Genomic DNA, 19,667 nt, shown 5'->3' with positions numbered 1-19,667 from the left:
CGAACGCATAACGATGTCGGGGACCATGGTCCTCGGCTGAGACCAGCGCAGCTCGCTGACCTGCGACGACGCACGTGTGGGAGCGCGACCACCACGACGCGTCCACTCCGGAGGCTTGACACCGCACCCGCCCCCGAGCACGATCGGTCCCACGTTCGTGGAAGCGCTACCACTCGGGTGTGAGAGCGCTACCAAGCCACCGACATCCACCACCCGCCCACCGACAAGGGAGTCACCGTGCTGAGCAGCACCCGTACGACCCGCCGGTCCCGCACGACGGTGTCCGCCGTCGCGGGCCTCGCGGCCCTCACCCTCACCCTCACCGCGTGCTCGAGCGGCTCCGGATCGGACGACGACAGCGCCGAGACCGGGACCTCCGACGAGGAGATCACGCTCACCGTCGCCACGTTCAACGACTTCGGCTACACCGACGAGCTCCTCGCGGCGTACAGCGAGGAGCACCCCAACGTCACGGTGAAGCAGACCAAGGCCGCCAAGGCCGAGGACGCGCGCACCAACCTCACGACCAAGCTCGCCGCCGGCGGCGAGGGCCTGGCCGACATCGAGGCCATCGAGGTCGACTGGCTCCCCGAGCTCATGCAGTACCCCGACCTCTTCACCGACCTCAGCGACGACTCGCTCGACGGCCGCTGGGTGGACTGGAAGGTCCAGCAGGCGACCACCGAGGACGGCATGGTCTTCGGCTACGGGACCGACATCGGCCCGAGCGCGATCTGCTACCGCCAGGACCTCTTCGAGGCCGCCGGCCTCCCGACCGACCCGGCCGAGGTGGCCGAGCTGCTCGGCGGCGAGGACGCCACGTGGGACGACTACTTCGCCGCGGGCGCGACGTTCGTCGAGGCGAGCGACGCCGCGTGGTACGACTCCGCGATGTCGATCTCCCAGGCCATGGTCAACCAGATCGACAACGCCTACGAGGAGTCCGACGGCACGCCGAAGGACCTCGCGAGCAACCAGCCGATCATCGACATGTACAACACCGTGCTGGAGCAGTCCACGACGAACGAGCTCTCCGCGGGCCTCGAGCAGTGGTCCGGAGACTGGGACGCCGCGTTCCAGAACGACGGCTTCGCGACGATGGTCTGCCCCGCGTGGATGACCGGTCCGGTCGAGGAGCGCGCGGGCGGTGTCACCGGCTGGAACGTCGCCGACGTCTTCCCCGGCGGCGGCCTCAACTGGGGCGGCTCGTTCCTCACGGTCCCGGCCTCGGGCCCGCACGCCGAGGCGGCCAAGGAGCTCGCCGCGTGGCTGACCGACCCCGCGCAGCAGACCACCGCGTTCGAGAACGCCGGGACGTTCCCGTCGCAGGTCGACGCGCAGGAGTCCGAGGCGGTGCAGGCGTTCACGAACGACTTCTTCAACGACGCGCCGGTGGGCGAGATCTTCGTCAACCGCGCCCTCGCGATCGACGGCGCCCCGTACAAGGGCCCGAACTACTTCACGATCCACACGACCGTGCAGGACGGCATCAAGCGTGTCGACGTCGAGAAGACCGACGACGCCGCGTCCTCGTGGGACAAGACCCTCCAGTCCTTCCAGGACCTGGGTCTGTGACCTGACGGGGCCGGGCCGGCGCACGCGCGTCGGCCCGGCCCCCGCCGTGCGTCCTCGGGCGCACCCCGCCCGCCCACCGCACCCGCGCCGTCGTGACCCCGCCGGCGCGACCCGCCGCACAGGAACTCACCATGGCCGTCCTCACCCCCACCCAGCCCCCGCCGGGGCTCCACGGGCCGACCGACCGACCGCCGCGCCGCGTCGGCTTCACCCAGCGCCTGAGCCGCTGGGACGTGAAGGTCTCCCCCTACCTGTACATCTCGCCGTTCTTCCTGATCTTCGCGATCACCGGGCTGTTCCCGCTCGTCTACACCGCGGTCGTGTCGGTGTACGAGTGGAACCTCCTGGGCGGGCAGGGCGACTTCGTGGGCCTGCAGAACTACACGGACGTGCTCGCGCAGCCGACGTTCTGGAAGTCGCTGCGCAACACGGCGTCGATCTTCCTGCTGTCGTCCGTGCCGCAGGTGATCGCGGCCATCGCGATCGCCGCGATGCTCGACCAGAACCTGCGCGCCGCGACCTTCTGGCGCATGGGCGTGCTGCTCCCCTACGTCGTGGCGCCCGTGGCCGTGTCGATGATCTTCGGCCGCCTCTTCGCCGACCAGTACGGCCTCATCAACGAGCTCCTCGGGCTCGTGGGGGTCGACCCGGTGCGCTGGCACGCGGACCCGCTCGCGAGCCACGTGGCCATCGCGTCGATGGTGAACTTCCGCTGGACGGGGTACAACGCCCTCATCTTCCTCGCGGCCATGCAGGCCGTGCCGCGCGAGCTCTACGAGGCCGCGATCATCGACGGCGCGGGCCGCGTGCGGCAGTTCTTCTCCGTGACGGTCCCGCAGATCCGCGCCACGATCATCTTCGTCGTCATCACCTCCACCATCGGCGGCCTGCAGATCTTCGACGAGCCGCGCATGTTCGACGCGCAGGGTCTCGGCGGCGCCGACCGCCAGTGGATGACCACCGTGCTCTACCTCTACGACGTCGCGTGGGGCAACCAGAAGAACTTCGGCCGCGCGGCCGCCGTCGCGTGGCTCCTGTTCCTCCTCATCCTGCTCATCGGCATGGTGAACTTCCTCGCCACGCGCCGCATCGCGAGCTCGGCCGCACCACCCGGCGGGTCACGGCGCGAGCGGCGACGACGCGCCGCCCAGGCCCGTGCCCTGCTCGCCGCCAACGCGAGCACCGCCGGGAGCCGACCGCCCGCGGACACGACGGGCGCCACGACGCCCGGCACCACCGATCGGAGGAAGCGATGAGCTCCGTCCCCGTCGTCGCCCAGACCGCCGGACCCGGCGCGGCGCGCGCCGCCGCCCGCCGGCGCGGGGCGGGCAAGCACGTGGGAGGCGCGCAGCGCCGCCCCCGCTGGGTCACGTACACGATCCTCGGGGTCGTCCTGCTGATCTCCGTCTTCCCGCTCTACTTCACGCTCATCCTCGGGTCGTCGACGCCCGAGGAGATCTCCCGCAGCGCGCTCCCCCAGCTCCTGCCCGACGCGAGCCTGCTCGACCGGTTCTCCGACGTCATGGGCTCCGACGCGATCAACTTCTGGAAGGCCGCGTGGAACTCCGTGGTCATCTCGGTGATCACGTCGCTGTCGGTCGTGCTGTTCTCCACGCTGGCCGGGTTCTCGTTCTCCAAGCTGCGCTTCCGCGGGCGCGGGCCCCTGCTCGTGTTCGTCATCGCGACGATGGCCGTGCCGACGCAGCTCGGCGTCATCCCGATGTACATCCTCATGTCGGACCTCGGGTGGATCGGCAAGCTCCAGGCCGTGATCGTGCCCGCGCTCGTCACCGCGTTCGGCGTGTTCTGGATGACCCAGTACCTGGGCGAGGCGCTGCCGTACGAGCTCATCGAGGCGGCTCGCGTCGACGGTGCGTCGATGTTCCGCACGTTCTGGTCGATCGCCCTGCCGGCGGCCCGGCCGGCCGCGGCGATGCTCGGCCTGTTCACGTTCGTGCAGCAGTGGACGAACTTCTTCTGGCCGTCGATCGTGCTCAACCAGAACAACCCCACGCTGCCGCTCGTCGTGCGGTCCCTGCAGTCGAACTTCTTCGTCGACTACTCGCTGGTCATGGCGGGGATCTTCCTCGTGACGCTGCCGCTCATCGTGATCTTCGTCTTCACGGGTCGTCAGCTCGTCGCCGGCATCATGCAGGGCGCCGTCAAGGGCTGACCGCCCCGGCCCGACGCTTCCCGGCGCGGGCGCCACCGCGTGGCGCCCGCGCGCACCTCCGCTCCCGAGAAGGACAATCGACCATGACCCTCTTCGTCCCGACCACGCCCCTCGACCCGAACCCGGCCACCGCGACGGGCCGCGTCCCGATGCCGCAGGGCTTCCTCTGGGGGGCCGCGACCGCCGCCTTCCAGGTCGAGGGCGCCGGTCACACCGACGGGCGGACGGACTCGGTGTGGGACACGTTCTGCCGGGTGCCGGGCGCCGTCGTGAACGGCGACGACGGCGAGGTCGCGTGCGACCACTACCACCGGTACCGCGACGACGTGGCGCTCATGCGCGAGATCGGCCTCGGGGCCTACCGCTTCTCCAGCTCGTGGGCGCGCGTCCGCCCGGACGGCGACGCGGTCAACCCGGCGGGCCTCGCGTTCTACGACCGGCTCGTCGACGAGCTGCTGGGTGCCGAGATCCTCCCCTGGATCACGCTGTACCACTGGGACCTGCCGCAGGCGCTCGAGGAGCGCGGCGGCTGGACGAACCGCGACACCGCCTCCCGGTTCGCGGAGTACGCGGTGACGATGCACGAGGCGCTCGGGGACCGCGTCGGGGTGTGGACCACCCTCAACGAGCCGTGGTGCTCCGCGTTCCTCGGCTACACCGCGGGCGTGCACGCGCCCGGCCGGCAGTCCCGCGAGGACGGGCTCGCCGCCGCGCACCACCTCCTCCTCGGCCACGGCCTCGCGGTGCAGGCGCTGCGCGATCGCGCCCCCCAGGCGAACCTCGGCATCACCCTGAACTTCACCGTCGCCGACCCGGTCGACCCGCAGGACCCCGCCGACGTCGACGCCGCACGCCGGGTCGACGGCCAGTTCAACCGCATCTTCCTCGACCCGATCTTCCGCGGCGCCTACCCGCAGGACGTCCTCGACGACGTCGCGCCCTACGGGCTGCTCGACCACGTGCGCGACGGCGACCTGGAGATCGTGTCCACGCCGATCGACACCCTCGGCGTGAACTACTACAACGGGGGCGCGTTCGCGGGCCGCCCGCAGGAGCCGGGCGAGAGCGACGGCGGCACTCGTCCCGAGGGCGTGCGGGACGAGGCGACGGACGACGCGCCGGTCCGCGCGACGTCGTCCCCGTACCCGGCCGCCGACGACGCGCACGGGCGCTCGCGCGGGCTGCCGCTCACGGACATGGGCTGGGAGGTGCAGCCGGAAGGGCTGACGCGCCTGCTCACCCGCCTGCAGGCCGAGTACACGGGACCGCGCGGCGTCGCGATGTACGTCACGGAGAACGGCGCCGCCTACCCGGACGTCGTCGAGGCCGACGGGTCGGTCGACGACCAGGACCGCCTCGACTTCCTCGACGCGCACCTGCGCGCGACGAAGGACGCGGTCGACGCGGGCGCCGACGTGCGGGGCTACTTCGCCTGGTCACTGCTCGACAACTTCGAGTGGGCCCTCGGGTACACCAAGCGGTTCGGCATCGTCCGCGTGGACTACGAGACCCAGGAGCGCACCGTGAAGGCGAGCGGCCGCTGGTACGCGCGGGTGGCCCGCGAGAACGCGATCCCGGCCAGGGACGACGAGGTGAGCTGATGGCCGACGCGCCGGTGACCGTCCGCGATGCGACGGCGCGGACCACGGCGTCGGCGCGGGATACTGGGCGGATGAGCACCACCCCGAGCACCGCGCCGACGCTGGACGAGGTGGCCCAGGCCGCGGGGGTCTCGCGCTCGACGGCGTCGCGCGCGATCAACGGCGGGCTGCGGGTCTCCCCCGAGGCGCAGGCCGCGGTCGACGCCGCCGTCGCCGAGCTGGGCTACACGCCCAACCGGGCCGCCCGCTCCCTCGTCACCCGGCGCACCGACTCGATCGCGCTCGTCGTGCCCGAGCCCGACGAGCGCATCCTCACCGACCCGTTCCTCGCGGGCACGATGCGCGGCGTGAGCGCGGCGCTCGGCGGCACCGACCTGCAGCTCGTCCTGCTGTTCGCACGCCCCGACGAGCAGCCGGGCCGCATCGTGCGGTACCTGCGCAGCGGGCACGTGGACGGAGCGATCGTGGCGTCGCACCACCGCGACGACGAGCTCGAGGAGGCCCTGCTCGCGACCCGGCTCCCCGCCGTGTTCGTCGGCCGGCCGTTCCGCCCGACGCCCGACCTGCTGTACGTCGACGTGGACAACGTCGAGGGGGGCCGGCTCGCCGCGCGGCGGCTCGTCGAGGCGGGGCGCCGTCGCATCGCGACGATCGCCGGCCCGCAGGACATGACGGCCGGCGTGGACCGCCTCGCCGGGTGGCGCGAGGTGATGCGGGAGGTCGGCCTCCCCGACGGCGCGGTGGCGGTCGGCGACTTCGCCGTGTCCGGCGGCGCCGCCGCGATGGAGCGCCTCCTCGCGGAGCACCCGGACGTCGACGGGCTGTTCGCCGCGTCCGACCTCATGGCCGAGGGCGCGATCCGCGTGCTGGCCCGGCACGGTCGCGACGTGCCCGGCGACGTTTCGGTCGTCGGCTTCGACAACCTCACCGACACCGCGTCGTCGTCGCCTCCGCTCACGACGGTGCAGAACCCCATGGTCGAGATGGTGCGGACGGCGACGGACATCCTGCTCGACCTCGTCGCCCACCGCGGGGGCGCCGCGTCGCTCGTCCTCGCGCCGCAGCTCGTGGAGCGCGACTCCGTCTGACCCGCGGTTCTCGCGAGGTGGCGGTCAGGCGCGCACGTGGCCGTAGCGGTGCATGGTGCGGCTCACGGCCTGCTCGTGCAGGACCGTGAGGAGCTCGCGGCGGCCGCTCGCGACGACGGGCTGGTCGAGCACGGTGACGTCGCCGACGCGCTCGGCGGCGGCCTCCCGCAGCCCCGGCGACGAGCCGACGACGCGCACGCGCCCCCGCACCCGGCCGTCGCGCACGCGCGCGGCGAGGTCGGCGTCGCTCACCTCGGTGCCGGGGGCACCGCCCACGGCGGGCGCCCCGGGCGCGGGCAGGACGACGACCGGCACCCCGGCGGTCCGCGCGGCGTGCAGCACGCGCTCGACCTCGACGGGTGACGCGTCGGCGCCGACGCGCACCGTGAGCAGGTCGACGGGCCGGTAGCGGAACACGTTCGACTCGGCGCGCAGTGCGCTGGGGTCGTGCGCGCGGGAGAACTCGCGGTCCCACCAGCGGGCGTCGTCCGCACGGGCCCAGGCGAGCCACGCGTCGGGTGCGCTCTCGCGCGCGGGCGGCAGGTCCGCGGCGCCGTCGGTCGCCACCGCGTCGGTCCACGTCCCGAGCTGGGCGACGTAGTTCGGGCCGCCCGCCTTGGCGCCCGGGCCCACGGACGACCGCTTCCACCCGCCGAACGACTGGCGCTGCACGATCGCGCCGGTGATGTGCCGGTTGACGTAGGCGTTGCCGACCTGGACGGCGTCGAGCCACCGCTCGACCTCGTCGTCGTCGAGGCTGTGGATGCCCCCGGTCAGCCCGAACGGCACGGCGTTCTGCAGCTCGACCGCCTCGTCGAGGGTCGCGGCGGTCATGAGGCCGAGGACGGGTCCGAAGTACTCGGTGAGGTGGAACGCCGACCCGGGGCGCACGCCCTCCTTGAGGCCGGGCGTCCACAGGCGCCCCGTCCCGTCCTCGCCCGCGTCGAGGCAGCGCGGCTCGACGAGCCACGACTCGCCCTCCTCGAGGGTCGTGAGGGCGCGCAGCAGCTTGCCCGAGGCCGGTTCCGTGAGCGGCCCCATGGTCGTGGAGAGCGCGGTCGCGGGCCCGACGGCGAGCGACCGCACGGCGTCGACGAGCTGGCGCCGGACGCGTCGGCCCGTCTCGGTTCGCGGGTCGCCGGCGGAGCCCACGAGGATCGCGAGGGACGCCGCGGAGCACTTCTGGCCCGCGTGCCCGAACGCGGAGCGCACGAGGTCGGCGACGGCCAGGTCGAGGTCGGCCGACGGCGTGACGACGAGCGCGTTCTTGCCCGACGTCTCGGCGAGCACCGGTCGGTCGGGCCGCCACCGCGCGAACAGCTCGGCGGTCTCGATGGAGCCGGTGAGCACGACGCGCGCCACGCCAGGGTGGGAGACGAGGTGGCGTCCCCGCTCGTCGTCGGGCACGCGGACGTACTGCACGACGCCGGTCACGTCGTCCGGTCCGAGGCCGGCGGCCTCGAACGGGGCCGGGTCGGCGGCGACGGCGTCCCGCAGGCCAGCGTGGACGGCGTCGACCGCGACCTCGAGGCAGCGGGGCGTAGGCGGTGCGGGCTTCGCGAGGACCGCGGAGCCGGCCGCGAGCGCCGCGAGGACTCCGCCGACGGGGATCGCGACGGGGAAGTTCCACGGCGGGGTGACGAGGGTGACGCCGTCGGGCGTGAACGTCGCGCCGGGGTACGCACCGGAGGCGGGGTCGAGCTCGGCGGCGCGGTCGGCGTAGTAGGCGGCGAAGTCGACGGCCTCGCTCACCTCGGGGTCGGCCTCGGCGACGGTCTTGCCGGGTTCGTGCACCATGGCGGCGACGAGGTCGGTGCGGGCCTCCTCCAGGCGGGCGGCGATCGCGCGCAGGGCGGCGGCGCGCGCTGCCGGGGCGACCCGCGACCAGGCGGCGGTGGCGTGCTCGGCGCGCGCGACGGCGTCGTCCACCTCGGCCGTGGAGGCGAGCTCGGGGGTGCGGACGGGGACGTCCCCGCTGTCGGGGCCGGTGACGCGGCGCGCCCAGTCGCGCGACGCGGCGACGGCGGGGTCGGTGTCGGGGGCGTTGCCGAACCCCGGGTTACGCGTCACCGCGGCCGGATCCTGCCGAGCGACCCGGGGTTCGGCGGGCTCGCTCGACCCGGGGACCGGTCCCCGGGCCCGACGGCGCGGGGTCACGTCGGTCGCGGCGTACCGGACCCCGAGGTCGACCGACGCGCGGAACGCGTCCTCCTGGCGCTGCATCGCGGTGCGGCCGTCGCCGGCGAACATGGCGTGGAGGAAGTTCTGCTCGGCGGCGTTCTCCTCCAGGCGTCGCACGAGGTAGGAGATCGCGACGTCGAAGTCCTCGTCGCGCACGACCGGGGTGTAGAGGACGACGCGACCGGTGCGCGGGTCGCCGGGGTCGCGGTCGCGCGCGACCTCGTCGCGCACCGCGCGCGCCTCGCCGGGCGCCATGCCCTGGAGCATCTCGACGTCGACGGCGTGGCTGACCCCGCGCGCGCGGCCGAGCAGCACGGCGAGCGCGACGTGAAACAGGTTGTGGCTCGCCACGCCGATCCGCACCGCGTCGGTGCGGGGCGCGCGCAGCGCGTGGTCGAGGAGGCGCACGTAGTTCGCGTCGACGTCGCGCTTCGTCGGGTAGGGCGCCTGCGCCCAGCCGTGCAGCTCGGCCTCGACGGCCTCCATCGCGAGGTTGGCGCCCTTGACGAGACGTACCTTGACGGGCGCGCCGCCGGCCGCGACGCGCTCGGCCGCGAACGCCGTGAGCTCGTCGAGCGCGCCCAGCGCGTCGGGCAGGTACGCCTGGAGGACGATCCCGGCCTCGAGGTCGCGGAGCTCCTCGCGCGCGAGCACGGCCTGGAAGACCGCCGTGGTGAGCGCGAGGTCGCGGTACTCCTCCATGTCGAGGTTGAGGAACGTGCCGTGGTCGCGGGCCGCGCGGTACAGCGGGACGAGCCGCTCGACGACGCGGTCGCGCGACCCCTCCAGGTCCCACGTGACGAGCTGCGACGCGACCGACGACACCTTGACCGAGACGTAGTCGACGTCGGGCCGCTCGACGAGCGCGATCGTGCGCCCGAGGCGCGCGTTCGCCTCGTCCTCGCCGAGCACCGCCTCGCCGAGCAGGTTGACGTTGAGCGCGTAGCCCTCCGCCCGCGTCCGGGCGAGATGAGCGCCGAGGCCCGACCCGGCGTCGGCCACGAGGTGCCCGACGAGCTGGCGCAGCCGCACCCGCGCCGCCGGGACGACGACCGACGGCAGGACGGTCGCGACGCCCGCGCCGGCGCGCAGCAGCGTCCGGTCGACCGGCCCGAGGAACGCCCCGGCGCCGCCCGCGAGCTCGCCCAGGCGGCCCAGCGCCCGGGCGGCGACGCGCACGTCCTGGGGGCGCGCGACGTCGTCGACGAACCGGACGGCCAGCTCCAGGCCCGCGGGGTCGGCGACGAGCGCGCCGAGCCGTTCGGCGGTGCGCCGCTCGCGCGCGCTGCCCGCGCCCTCGCTCGCAGCGAGCCAGCGCCGCGCGAGGGCGACCGCGTCGTCGACGAGCGCGTCCGGTCCGGGTGCGACCGGTCCGCGCACGTCGGTGGTCACGGGAGAGGAGGCGTCGTCGCTCATCCCACCAGCCTGCCCCGCCCGGACGGGCCTGTCTTGTACGATCCGGGGCGACATGGCACCGGTCCACGACAAGACCCCCTGGCCCGAGGGCGCGGCGCTCCTGGCGGCGCTCAGCCCGGCGATGGTCGCGCTCATGGACGAGCTGCCGGGCACCATGTTCTGCGCGAAGGACGTCACCGGCCGGTACGTCGCCGTCAACCCGGTGTTCGTCGCACGCACCCGCGAACGGTCGCGGCGCGCCGTGCTCGGCCGCCGGGCCGCCGACCTGTTCGTGCCCCAGCTCGCCGAACGGTACGAGCAGCAGGACGCCGAGGTGCTGCGCACCGGTCGCGCGCTGCGCGGCGAGCTCGAGCGCATCCGCCGCCTCGGCGGCACGTCCGGGTGGTTCCTCACCGCGAAGCTGCCCGTGCACGACGCCGCGGGCACCCTCGTCGGGCTCGTGTCCGTCTCGCACGACCTGCGCGCGGGCGAGGCCGACGACGCGACCATGGCGACGGTGGCCGCGCTCGTCGCCGCCGTCGAGGCGGACCTCGGCGCGCGGTGGACGACGGCGCGGCTCGCCGACGCCGCCGGGTGCACCCCCGCGACCCTCGACCGCCGTGTGCGCCGCGTCTACGGCGTGACGCCGCGCCAGCTCGTGCTGCGCACGCGCGTCGACCGCGCGACCCGGCTCCTCGCCGCGGGCGACGGCACCGTCGCGGAGGTCGCCGCGGCGTCGGGCTTCTACGACCAGCCGTCGTTCACGCGCACGTTCGCCCGACTCACCGGCGAGACCCCCGCCCAGTACCGCCGCCGCACCGCGCGCCCGGGCTGACGCTGCCTCGTCCGGTGGCGAGGGACGGCGTCGGGCACGAAGACTGGTGGCATGACGACACCCGGAACGACAGGCCAGGGACCCTCCCGCATCCCCACGGCGACGCTGCCCGGCGGAGACATCCCGCTGCTCGGCCTCGGCACGTGGCAGTCCGAGGGCGACGACGCGTACCGCTCCGTGCGCCACGCGCTCGACGTGGGCTACCGCCACGTCGACACCGCGACCGGCTACGGCAACGAGGCGCAGGTGGGCCGGGCGCTCGCCGAGTCGTCCGTCGACCGCGGCGACGTGTTCGTCACGACGAAGCTGCCGCCGGACGCCGCAGGGCGCGAGCGCGAGACGCTGGAAGCGTCGCTGCGCGACCTCGGCACGGACTACGTCGACCTGTGGCTGATCCACTGGCCGCCGTCCGGCGAGGCGTCGCCGTGGGTGTGGGAGCGGTTCGTCGAGCTGCGGGACGAGGGCAAGGTCCGTTCGATCGGGGTGAGCAACTACTCGGTCGAACAGGTGGACATCCTCTCCGAGCAGGTCGGCGAGACCCCCGCCGTGAACCAGATCCCCTGGAGCCCCGCCGACTACGACCACCGCCTCGCCCACGACCTCACCACGCGCGGCGTCGTGCTGGAGGGGTACAGCCCGTTCAAGCGCACGGACCTCGACGCGCCCGTCCTCGCCGACGTCGCCGCGGCCCACGGCGTCACGCCCACCCAGGTGGTGCTGCGCTGGCACCTCGACCACGGGTTCGTCGTCATCCCGAAGTCCGTCACCCCGGAGCGCATCGAGGCGAACTTCGACGTCGCCGGGTTCACCCTGACCGACGACGAGCGCGCCGCCGTGGACGCCCTCGGGAACTGACCGCGCGGTACCGTGATCCCGGGCCCGGCACACCCCCGCCGGGCCCGGGAACCACCTCGACCCGGAGGACCTGTGACGACGACGTCAGCACCCCAGACGACCCTGCCCACGGCCCGGCCCGCCGACGCCGGCTCCGCCCTCGCCACCGCGCACGCCCAGCTCGCCGGCGCGGTCGACTTCCTCGGCTACGACCCCGGCCTGCACGAGATGCTCGCCACGCCCCGCCGCGAGGTCAACGTCGCCGTCCCCCTGCGCCGCGACGACGGCCGCACCGTCCTGTTCCACGGATACCGCGTGCAGCACAACGTGTCGCGCGGGCCCGGGAAGGGCGGACTGCGCTACGCCCCCGGGGTCGACATCGACGAGGTGCGCGCCCTCGCCATGTGGATGACGTGGAAGTGCGCCCTCGTCGACCTCCCGTACGGGGGCGCCAAGGGCGGGGTCGCGATCGACCCGCGAGAGCACTCCGACGCCGAGCTGGAACGCGTCACCCGCCGCTACACGTCGGAGATCATGCCCGTGATCGGCCCCGAGCGGGACATCATGGCGCCCGACATGGGCACGAACGAGCGGACCATGGCCTGGGTCATGGACACCTACTCCGTCAACCAGGGGTACACCATCCCGGCCGTCGTGACGGGCAAGCCCATCACCGTCGGCGGCTCGCTCGGCCGCACGACGGCGACCTCGGCCGGGGTCGTCCACGTCACCGCCGCGGCGCTCGCCGAGGCCGGGGAGGACCTCGCGCACGTCAGCGTCGCGATCCAGGGCTTCGGCAAGGTGGGCTCGCACGCCGCGACGCTGTTCGCCGCCCGCGGCGCCAAGGTCGTCGCCGTCTCCGACCAGTACGGCGGTGTGCACGACCCGGACGGCCTCGACGTGCGCTCCCTCGTGGAGCACGTCGCCGCGACCGGCAGCGTGCTCGGGTACGAGCGCGCGGACGCGATCGACAACGACACCCTGCTCGCCCTCGACGTCGACGTCCTCGTCCCCGCCGCGGTCGGCGGCGTGCTCGACGCCGCGTCCGCCCCGCGCGTGCGCGCCCGGTTCGTCGTCGAGGGCGCCAACGGCCCCACGACGGCCGACGGCGACCGCGTCCTCGCCGCGAACGGCGTCACCGTCGTCCCGGACGTCCTCGCGAACGCGGGCGGCGTCGTCGTGTCCTACTTCGAGTGGGTGCAGGCCAACCAGGCGTACTGGTGGACCGAGCACGAGATCGGGGAGAAGCTCGAGCACCGCATGCTGCACGCCTACGACGAGGTCGCGGGACTCGCCCGCCGCGACGGGCTGAGCCTGCGCGACGCCGCGCTCGTCATCGGCGTGCAGCGCGTCGCCGAGGCCCACCAGATCCGGGGGCTCTACCCCTGACGCGCGGGCCGGCGGGTCGCGGCCCAGACGCCGGCGCCGAGCGCGACGGCGGACGCGACGACCGCGGCCCAGCCGACCGTCTCGTCGGCGAGCGGGCCGGTGAAGCGCCCGACGGCCACCCAGGCGAGACCCCAGGACATCGCGAGGCCGATGCCGAGGGCGAGGGCGCGGCGCCCGGCGGTGAACGTGGCCCAGGCGACCGCGAGCGCCGCCGCGAGCGCGAGGACGACGACGGACCAGCCGGTGGCGCCGAGCCCGAGGTCGCCGACCTGTGCGTCGGCGAGGGCGGCGCTGACGTTGGCGAGCGTCGCGACGCTCACCCAGCCGGTGTAGAGGCCGGTGGTGCCGTCGAGCACGACGGCCTGCGCGGTGGTGTCGGGGGCGCGGCGCACGAGCCGGACGACGAGGACGCTGAGCACGGCGAGGAGGGCGGCGATGACGACGACGCTCGCGGCGAGGGAGCCCGCCTGGACCACGCCGATCCAGGCGGCGTTGAGCACCATGGAGGCGAGCACCCACCAGGCGGTGGCGCGCAGCCGGGGCGTCGTGGCGCGGCTGGGCAGCACCTGGTAGACGGCGAAGACGAACAGTCCGAGGTAGATGACGGACCAGATGCGGAAGGCGGGGTTGTCGGGGGCGACGGGGGTGGCGGTGGCGGACAGCGCTCCCCCGGCGGCGTCCTGGATCGGCTGCCCGCCGAAGGCTCCGGCGCCGTAGGCGGCGGCGCCGGCGGCGACGAGGGAGCCGACGAGCACGACGACCTGGCGGACGCGGTCGGCGGGTGTCGGGGCGAGGGCTGCGGGAGGGTGCGTGGCGGCGGTCGTCATGACGCCAGCGTGACATCCCTCAGCATGCTGAGCATCTTGGGAGGCACTCCTCGTCGCAGACCGGACCCTCGCGCGCAGGCGTGCTGGACGACCGTCACGCGCCGAGCCGCGGCGCCGCTATGATCCCGGCCGAGGTCGCCGCGTCGGTGCGGCGCACGTGAAAGGCGAACCGTGACCACCACCCTGCGCGCCGCGCTCTCGATCCTCCTCCTCATGGGGTTCTACGTCGTCGCGCTCGGGGCCGTCGTCGGCCTCGGTGTCACGACCGTGTGGGCGTTCTCCGAGCACGCCGGGGCGGGTGCCGCGAAGCTCGGGTTCCTCACCGTCGCGGTCGCGGTGGGGCTCGTGGTCGCGCTGTGGCGCGTCGCCCGGGCGGAGAAGCACCCGCCGTCGGGCGTCCTGCTCGACGAGGCGGCCGCGCCCGAGCTGTGGGCGACCGTCCGAAGCCTCGCCCAGGTCGCCGACACCCGCGCGCCCGACGAGATCCGCCTCGTCGCCGAGGTCAACGCGGCCGTCAGCGAGGACACGAAGCTGCTCGGCCTGGTCGGCGGGACGCGCCGCCTGTTCCTCGGCGTGCCGCTGCTGCAGGGCCTCACGGCGGCGCAGCTCCGCTCGGTGCTCGCGCACGAGCTCGGTCACTACTCGCGCTCGCACACGCGCCTCGGCCCCCTCGCGTACCGCGGGCGCGCGGCCATGGTCGCCACCGTGCAGCAGCTCCAGGGCAACGTCGTCGGCTGGCTGCTCAAGCACTACACCCACCTCTACCTGCTGGTCTCCGCCGCCGTGAGCCGCCGCCAGGAGCTCGAGGCGGACGAGCTGTCCGTCCGGGTGGCGGGCCGCGCCACCGCCCAGGCCACGCTGCGCGAGATCCCCGCGCTCGACTCCGCCTGGAGCTTCTACACCGGCCAGTACATGGCCCTCGGCTGGGACCACGGGTACGCGCCCGCGCCGACCGCCGTCTTCGAGGGCTTCGCACAGCTCCTCCAGGGCCGGTCGCGCGACCTCGCCGAGATGCGGGAGCACGCCCCCACCGAGCAGTCGCGGTGGGACAGCCACCCCTCCATCGCCGCCCGCGTCGCCGCCATGGACACGATGCCCGACGCCGACGCCCCCCTCGACCACCGGCCCGCCACCGCGCTCGTCCCCGCGTTCTGGCACCACGCCGCACGCGTCGCCCACGAGCAGGTCGACTACGGCACGCGGCAGCAGGTGGGCTGGGACGAGCTCGTCGCCCGGTCCATGCCCGTCGAGGACCAGCGGGTCGCGGACCGGCTCTACCGCGCCGTCGGCCGGGCCGCGGGGACCGGCAGCGGGAGCCTCGACACCTGGTTCGACGTCGTCGCAGGAGGCGGCTACGACACCGTGCGCCGCGACACCGTGCCGAGCCTGCCCCTCGACGAGGCACGCGCCGAGCTCGTCGGCGCCACCACCGCGGCCCTGCGGGCCGCCGCCGTCGCGTCCGGCGTCGCCGCCTGGCGCCTCTCGTGGACCGGACCGGCGACCCTGGTCGGGCCCGACGGCGCGCCCCTCGACCTCGAGGACGTCGCCCGCCTCGCGCTCGACCCCGCGACCGTGGCCGAGGCGCGGGAGCGGGTCGCCGGTCTCGGTGTCGACGTCGCCTCCGCCACGCAGGTCGCGGCACAGGCCACCGCGCACGGCGGGCAGGTCGTGGGCGGCCTCGCCAACGTCAAGGTCGACGGGACCCAGCACGACGTCCTCGTGCTCGACAACGGGCTCGTCCTCGCGCCGTGCCCCAAGAAGACCGAGGGCGGCAAGGCCCGGCTGGCCGCCCTGGCACGGTCGGCACCCGTCGCCGAGCTCGCCCGCACCCACCGGTTCCTGCCCTACGAGCAGATCCACGCGGCGGTCGTCCGCAAGGTGACGCCCGCGCGCGTCGACCTCACCCTCCACGGCGGCGCCACCGTGACCCTGCACGAGACGTGGTCGGGCGAACGGCTGACGAAGGACAGCAACGAGGCGCTCGCCGCGTTCGTCACCCCCTACGTGCGCGACACCGACCCGGTCGCGGCGTCCTGAGCGACCACGCGGGACCGACCGGGGGGACGTGTGCCAGCCGGGTACGACCGGAGGGGTGGCGGCGGGTCGTGGCGGGTCTGGCGGGAGCGGCGCGAGGGACGAGCGGCGCGGATGGTAGACCCGTCGCCGCCCCTCAGGTCGTCCCCGGAGGTCCGAGCCCAAGGCACGCTGTCAGGCGAACGGCTGCCGGTCCGCCCAGGCGGTGAGGCTCGTGCGCGGGCCGGTGAAGAACGGGACCTCCTCGCGCACGTGCCGGCGCGCCTCCGTGGCGCGCAGCTCGCGCATGAGGTCGACGATCCGGTGCAGCTCGTCGGCCTCGAACGCGAGGATCCACTCGTAGTCGCCGAGCGCGAACGACGACACCGTGTTGGCGCGCACGTCCGGGTAGTCCTTCGCCGCGAGGCCGTGGTCGCGCAGCATCGTGCGACGTTCCGCGTCGGGCAGCAGGTACCAGTCGTACGACCGCACGAACGGGTACACGCACAGGTACCCGCGGGGGTCCTCGCCCGCGAGGAACGCCGGGACGTGACCCCGGTTGAACTCGGCCGGGCGGTGCAGGGCCGCGTTCGACCACACCGGCTCCAGGTGCGCCCCGAGCCCGCTCTGGCGCAGGCGCTGGTACGCGCCCTGCACCGACTCGATCGTGGGGCCGTGCCACCACACCATGAGGTCGGCGTCCGACCGCAGGCCCGCGACGTCGTACCAGCCGCGCACCACGAGGTCGCCGTCCGTGGACGCAGGGTCCGCCCCGCCGCCCACGGCGTCGAGCGCCTCGGTGACCAGCGCCGCACGCTCCTCGGCGTTCGCGGGCAGCGGCGCCGCCGTCGCGAACACCGACCACATCGCGTAGCGGATCGTCGCATTGATCTCGTCGTGGTCGGCGGGGACGCGGCCCGCGCCACCTCCGTGCTGGTCGCTCATGGGACTGCGGTCTCCTCGTCGGCGGTGCGGGTGGTCGTGCTCGGCGGTGGGCGTGCTCAGGAGTACAGGTCGGTGCTGCACAGCGCGGGGACGCCGCTCGGCTCGCCGTCGCGACGCAGGCAGCAGCCCGGCGCGCACACCGACCGGAACGGGGGCAGGTCGCCCACGGTCGCCTCGGCGACGTCGTCGCCGCGCGCGATCGCGGCACGCTCGACCAGCAGGTCCACGAGCCCCCGCACGAACGGCTCGCGCGTGCCGACCGTCCCGGCGCGCACCGCCGTCAGGCCCAGCTCCCGGGCCGTCTCCAGGGCTTCCGTGTCGAGGTCGTAGGCGACCTCCATGTGGTCGGACACGAACCCGATCGGGGAGAGCACGACGTCGCGCACGCCGTCCTTCGCGATCTCCTCCAGGTGGTCGTTGACGTCGGGCTCGAGCCACGGCTGGCTCGGCGGGCCGGACCGCGAGCAGTACGCGAGGTCCCACGCGACGTCGTGCCCGAGGCGCTGAGAGACCTGGGCGGCGATGACGCGGGCGAGGTCCAGGTGCTGCTCGGAGTACGTCGCCATCGCGACGCGGGACGCCGCCTCCATCGTGTCGGGGATGGAGTGGGTGACGAACACGAGCCGCGCGGCCGAGCCGTCCCCGCCCTGCTCCGCGAGCGCCGCGTAGGCGTCGAGCACGGCGTCGACGTTCGCCTGCGCGAAGCCCGGGTGGTTGAAGTACGAGCGGACCTTGTCGAACTGCACGCCGGTGGACCCGGTGTCGTCGAGCTGCCCGCGCTTCTCGAGCACGACCGCGAGGTCCTCGCGGTACTGGCGGCAGCCGGAGTACGAGGAGAACGCGCTGGTCACGAGCGCGACCGTGCGCCGCGCCCCGAGGGCCTCGAGCTCGGTGATCGCGTCGTCCGTGTACGGCTCCCAGTTGCGGTTGCCCCACACGACCGGCAGGTCGACGCCCCGCCGCGCGAGCTCCGCCTCGATCGCGGCCTTCAGCGCGAGGTTCTGCTCGTTGATGGGGCTCTTCCCGCCGAAGCCGTAGTAGTGCTCGCCGACCTCCTCGAGACGGGCGTCGGGGATGCCCTTGCCGGCCGTGACGTTGCGCAGGAACGGCACGACGTCCTCGGGCTTGTTGGGGCCGCCGAACGAGTAGAGCAGCAGCGCGTCGTAGGGGCGCAGGTCGGGGGTGGCGTCGGCTGCGACGTCCTGGGGGGAGAACGAGGGCATGCTCCCGATGATCCCACCCGGTCGCGAGCACGCCCGACGAGAACCGGGCACGACGGACGTGACATTGACGGGACACCCTGTCACCTCCGTGGGTCGCGCATTCGACCCGTCCCGGCTTGCCGGTGCAGGGCACCGGCCTAGCGTGAAGAGATCCGGCGGCACCGACGCCGTCGGGCGCGGCCGCGACCGACGGCGACCCCGCCGTCGCGTGCCGTGCCGGTGCGACGCTCGAGGGAGAGCTCATGCACGCACGACGCACCACGTTCGGGACAGGAACGATCGGCGCCGCGGCGGTGGCCGCGCTCGCGCTGACGATGCCGCTGGCCGGCGACCGGGGAGGCGGCCGGGACGACGACCGTGGGCACGGCCGACCCGACGGCGACCGCGCCCGCAACGTCATCTTCATCCAGGGCGACGGTCTCGGGCTGTCGCACCGCGAGGTGGTCCGCCTCGCGACCGTCGGGAAGGACGGCCGGCTCGCGATGGACACGCTCGAGCACGCCGGCTGGACGACGACGGACTCGGCAGACCCCGACGACGCCGTCACCGACTCCGCGGCCGGCGCGACGGCGTTCGCGTCGGGGGTGCGGACGTACAACGGCGCGGTGGGAGTCGACGTCGACGGCGAGCCCGTGCCGACGCTCCTCGAGCGGGCCCGCGCAGCAGGCAAGGCGACCGGCCTCGTCACGACGGCGCAGGTCACCGACGCGACACCCGCCGCGTTCGGCGCCCACGTGCCCGACCGCGGGGACCAGAGCGAGATCGCGCGCCAGTTCCTCGAGTCGTCCCGTCCCGACGTGATCCTCGGCGGCGGCGAGGACTGGTGGTTCCCGGCGGGCGAGCCGGGCGCGTGGGAGGACAACCCCGCCAAGGACCCGACGGAGCAGAGCAAGGGCACCGCGGGGAACCTCGTCGAGCGCGCGCAGGACCTCGGCTACACGTACGTGAGCGACGCCGAAGGTCTCGACGCCGCCGGGCGCGGGAAGCTCCTCGGGCTGTTCGCGAACGAGGAGATGTTCGAGCAGCGCAACGAGGGCGAGGGCGACCTGTACGAGCCCGAGGTGCCGCTCGTCGACATGACCGCGAAGGCGCTGGACACGCTCGCGCGCGACCGCGACGGGTTCTTCCTCGTCGTCGAGGAGGAGGCCGTCGACGAGTTCGCGCACCGCAGCAACGCGACACGCACCATCCAGGCCGGGCAGGCGCTCGACGAGACCGTCGCGCTCGCCCTGGACTTCGCGGACCGTCACCGCGGGACGCTCGTGCTCGTCGTCGGTGACCACGCCACCGGTGGCCTGGCGATCGAGAACGTGGACGACGAGGACGAGGGCGGGGAGGGCGCGACGTCCGAGGACGGCCCGTTCGACGTCGCGGGCACGGACCTGCAGTTCACGGTCGACTGGACGACGGGCGGCCACACGGGCGAGGCGACGCCGATCACCGCGCAGGGCCCCGGAGCCGACCGGCTCGGCGGCGCGCAGCGCAACACCGACGTGCACGACGCCGTGCTGCGCGCGATGCTCGGCCGCGGGCGCGGCTGAGCATCGCGCGCGCGCGCGGGGTTTCGCGCCTACGCGTGCGCCGGGGG

The 19,667-nt window shown here is 74.2% G+C and carries 14 protein-coding genes; 10 read left to right on the top strand and 4 right to left on the bottom strand.

Going from position 1 to position 19,667, the window contains the following annotated elements; translation table 11 throughout:
- The first annotated feature begins 237 nt into the window (after positions 1-237).
- The 5 genes from LGQ04_RS11395 to LGQ04_RS11375 all read left to right on the top strand — a co-directional run bounded on the left by LGQ04_RS11395 (position 238) and on the right by LGQ04_RS11375 (position 6,437).
- On the top strand, positions 238-1,575 hold the full coding sequence (locus LGQ04_RS11395) for an ABC transporter substrate-binding protein (RefSeq protein ID WP_229243822.1): 1,338 nt from the start codon (positions 238-240) through the stop codon (positions 1,573-1,575).
- 131 nt (positions 1,576-1,706) lie between these two features.
- Positions 1,707-2,831, top strand: a complete 1,125-nt coding sequence (locus LGQ04_RS11390; protein ID WP_229243821.1) for a carbohydrate ABC transporter permease — start codon at positions 1,707-1,709, stop codon at positions 2,829-2,831.
- Complete coding sequence (locus LGQ04_RS11385; protein WP_229243820.1) at positions 2,828-3,748, top strand: carbohydrate ABC transporter permease; 921 nt, start codon at positions 2,828-2,830, stop codon at positions 3,746-3,748. Before LGQ04_RS11390 ends, LGQ04_RS11385 begins: the two co-directional genes overlap by 4 nt.
- Positions 3,749-3,831: 83 nt before the next feature.
- On the top strand, positions 3,832-5,349 hold the full coding sequence (locus LGQ04_RS11380) for a glycoside hydrolase family 1 protein (protein ID WP_229243819.1): 1,518 nt from the start codon (positions 3,832-3,834) through the stop codon (positions 5,347-5,349).
- A 71-nt stretch (positions 5,350-5,420) separates the two neighbouring features.
- Positions 5,421-6,437 carry a LacI family DNA-binding transcriptional regulator gene (locus LGQ04_RS11375; protein ID WP_229243818.1) on the top strand — a complete coding sequence of 339 codons (1,017 nt, stop codon included), beginning with the start codon at positions 5,421-5,423 and terminating at the stop codon, positions 6,435-6,437.
- A gap of 24 nt (positions 6,438-6,461) precedes the next feature.
- Here the strand turns inward: LGQ04_RS11375 and LGQ04_RS11370 are convergent, their stop codons facing one another.
- Positions 6,462-10,034, bottom strand: coding sequence for a bifunctional proline dehydrogenase/L-glutamate gamma-semialdehyde dehydrogenase (locus LGQ04_RS11370; RefSeq protein ID WP_229243817.1), 3,573 nt, complete (start codon positions 10,032-10,034; stop codon positions 6,462-6,464).
- 52 nt (positions 10,035-10,086) lie between these two features.
- On the opposite strand from LGQ04_RS11370, the gene LGQ04_RS11365 reads away from it, so the two are divergent.
- From LGQ04_RS11365 to LGQ04_RS11355, 3 genes are all read left to right on the top strand, one after another.
- Positions 10,087-10,848 (top strand): helix-turn-helix domain-containing protein, encoded by a 762-nt coding sequence (locus LGQ04_RS11365; protein WP_229243816.1) that lies wholly within the window; start codon positions 10,087-10,089, stop codon positions 10,846-10,848.
- Positions 10,849-10,899: 51 nt separating this feature from the next.
- A complete protein-coding gene (locus LGQ04_RS11360; RefSeq protein ID WP_229243815.1) occupies positions 10,900-11,703 on the top strand; it encodes an aldo/keto reductase in 804 nt (267 codons plus the stop codon).
- A 72-nt stretch (positions 11,704-11,775) separates the two neighbouring features.
- A complete protein-coding gene (locus LGQ04_RS11355) occupies positions 11,776-13,071 on the top strand; it encodes a Glu/Leu/Phe/Val family dehydrogenase (RefSeq protein ID WP_372470049.1) in 1,296 nt (431 codons plus the stop codon).
- On the opposite strand, the gene LGQ04_RS11350 is transcribed toward LGQ04_RS11355, so the two are convergent.
- A complete protein-coding gene (locus tag LGQ04_RS11350; RefSeq protein WP_229243814.1) occupies positions 13,062-13,898 on the bottom strand; it encodes a TspO-related membrane protein in 837 nt (278 codons plus the stop codon). The genes LGQ04_RS11355 and LGQ04_RS11350 overlap by 10 nt on opposite strands.
- Positions 13,899-14,069: 171 nt before the next feature.
- On the opposite strand from LGQ04_RS11350, the gene LGQ04_RS11345 reads away from it, so the two are divergent.
- Positions 14,070-15,935, top strand: a complete 1,866-nt coding sequence (locus LGQ04_RS11345) for a M48 family metallopeptidase (protein WP_229243813.1) — start codon at positions 14,070-14,072, stop codon at positions 15,933-15,935.
- A gap of 171 nt (positions 15,936-16,106) precedes the next feature.
- On the opposite strand, the gene hemQ is transcribed toward LGQ04_RS11345, so the two are convergent.
- Positions 16,107-16,856: a hydrogen peroxide-dependent heme synthase gene (gene hemQ, locus LGQ04_RS11340; protein WP_229243812.1), complete on the bottom strand. Its 750-nt coding sequence runs from the start codon at positions 16,854-16,856 to the stop codon at positions 16,107-16,109.
- A gap of 56 nt (positions 16,857-16,912) precedes the next feature.
- Positions 16,913-18,079 carry a ferrochelatase gene (locus tag LGQ04_RS11335; RefSeq protein WP_229243811.1) on the bottom strand — a complete coding sequence of 389 codons (1,167 nt, stop codon included), beginning with the start codon at positions 18,077-18,079 and terminating at the stop codon, positions 16,913-16,915.
- Between the two features lie 242 nt (positions 18,080-18,321).
- On the opposite strand from LGQ04_RS11335, the gene LGQ04_RS11330 reads away from it, so the two are divergent.
- Complete coding sequence (locus LGQ04_RS11330) at positions 18,322-19,620, top strand: alkaline phosphatase (protein ID WP_229243810.1); 1,299 nt, start codon at positions 18,322-18,324, stop codon at positions 19,618-19,620.
- Positions 19,621-19,667 lie beyond the last annotated feature (47 nt).

It is taken from the genome of Cellulosimicrobium marinum, assembly GCF_020551945.1.
Lineage (GTDB): Bacteria > Actinomycetota > Actinomycetes > Actinomycetales > Cellulomonadaceae > Cellulosimicrobium > Cellulosimicrobium marinum.
Note: the sequence above shows the minus strand (reverse complement) of the source record. Positions and strands in the feature narration are given on the sequence as shown.

Coding starts and splice junctions, on each gene's coding strand:
- LGQ04_RS11365 (WP_229243816.1), top strand. CDS start 10,087: ATGGCACCGGTCCACGACAAGACCCCCTGGCCCGAGGGCGCGGCGCTC.
- LGQ04_RS11390 (WP_229243821.1), top strand. CDS start 1,707: ATGGCCGTCCTCACCCCCACCCAGCCCCCGCCGGGGCTCCACGGGCCG.
- LGQ04_RS11330 (WP_229243810.1), top strand. CDS start 18,322: ATGCACGCACGACGCACCACGTTCGGGACAGGAACGATCGGCGCCGCG.
- LGQ04_RS11385 (WP_229243820.1), top strand. CDS start 2,828: ATGAGCTCCGTCCCCGTCGTCGCCCAGACCGCCGGACCCGGCGCGGCG.
- LGQ04_RS11335 (WP_229243811.1), bottom strand. CDS start 18,079: ATGCCCTCGTTCTCCCCCCAGGACGTCGCAGCCGACGCCACCCCCGAC.
- LGQ04_RS11360 (WP_229243815.1), top strand. CDS start 10,900: ATGACGACACCCGGAACGACAGGCCAGGGACCCTCCCGCATCCCCACG.
- hemQ (WP_229243812.1), bottom strand. CDS start 16,856: ATGAGCGACCAGCACGGAGGTGGCGCGGGCCGCGTCCCCGCCGACCAC.
- LGQ04_RS11370 (WP_229243817.1), bottom strand. CDS start 10,034: ATGAGCGACGACGCCTCCTCTCCCGTGACCACCGACGTGCGCGGACCG.
- LGQ04_RS11375 (WP_229243818.1), top strand. CDS start 5,421: ATGAGCACCACCCCGAGCACCGCGCCGACGCTGGACGAGGTGGCCCAG.
- LGQ04_RS11350 (WP_229243814.1), bottom strand. CDS start 13,898: ATGACGACCGCCGCCACGCACCCTCCCGCAGCCCTCGCCCCGACACCC.
- LGQ04_RS11380 (WP_229243819.1), top strand. CDS start 3,832: ATGACCCTCTTCGTCCCGACCACGCCCCTCGACCCGAACCCGGCCACC.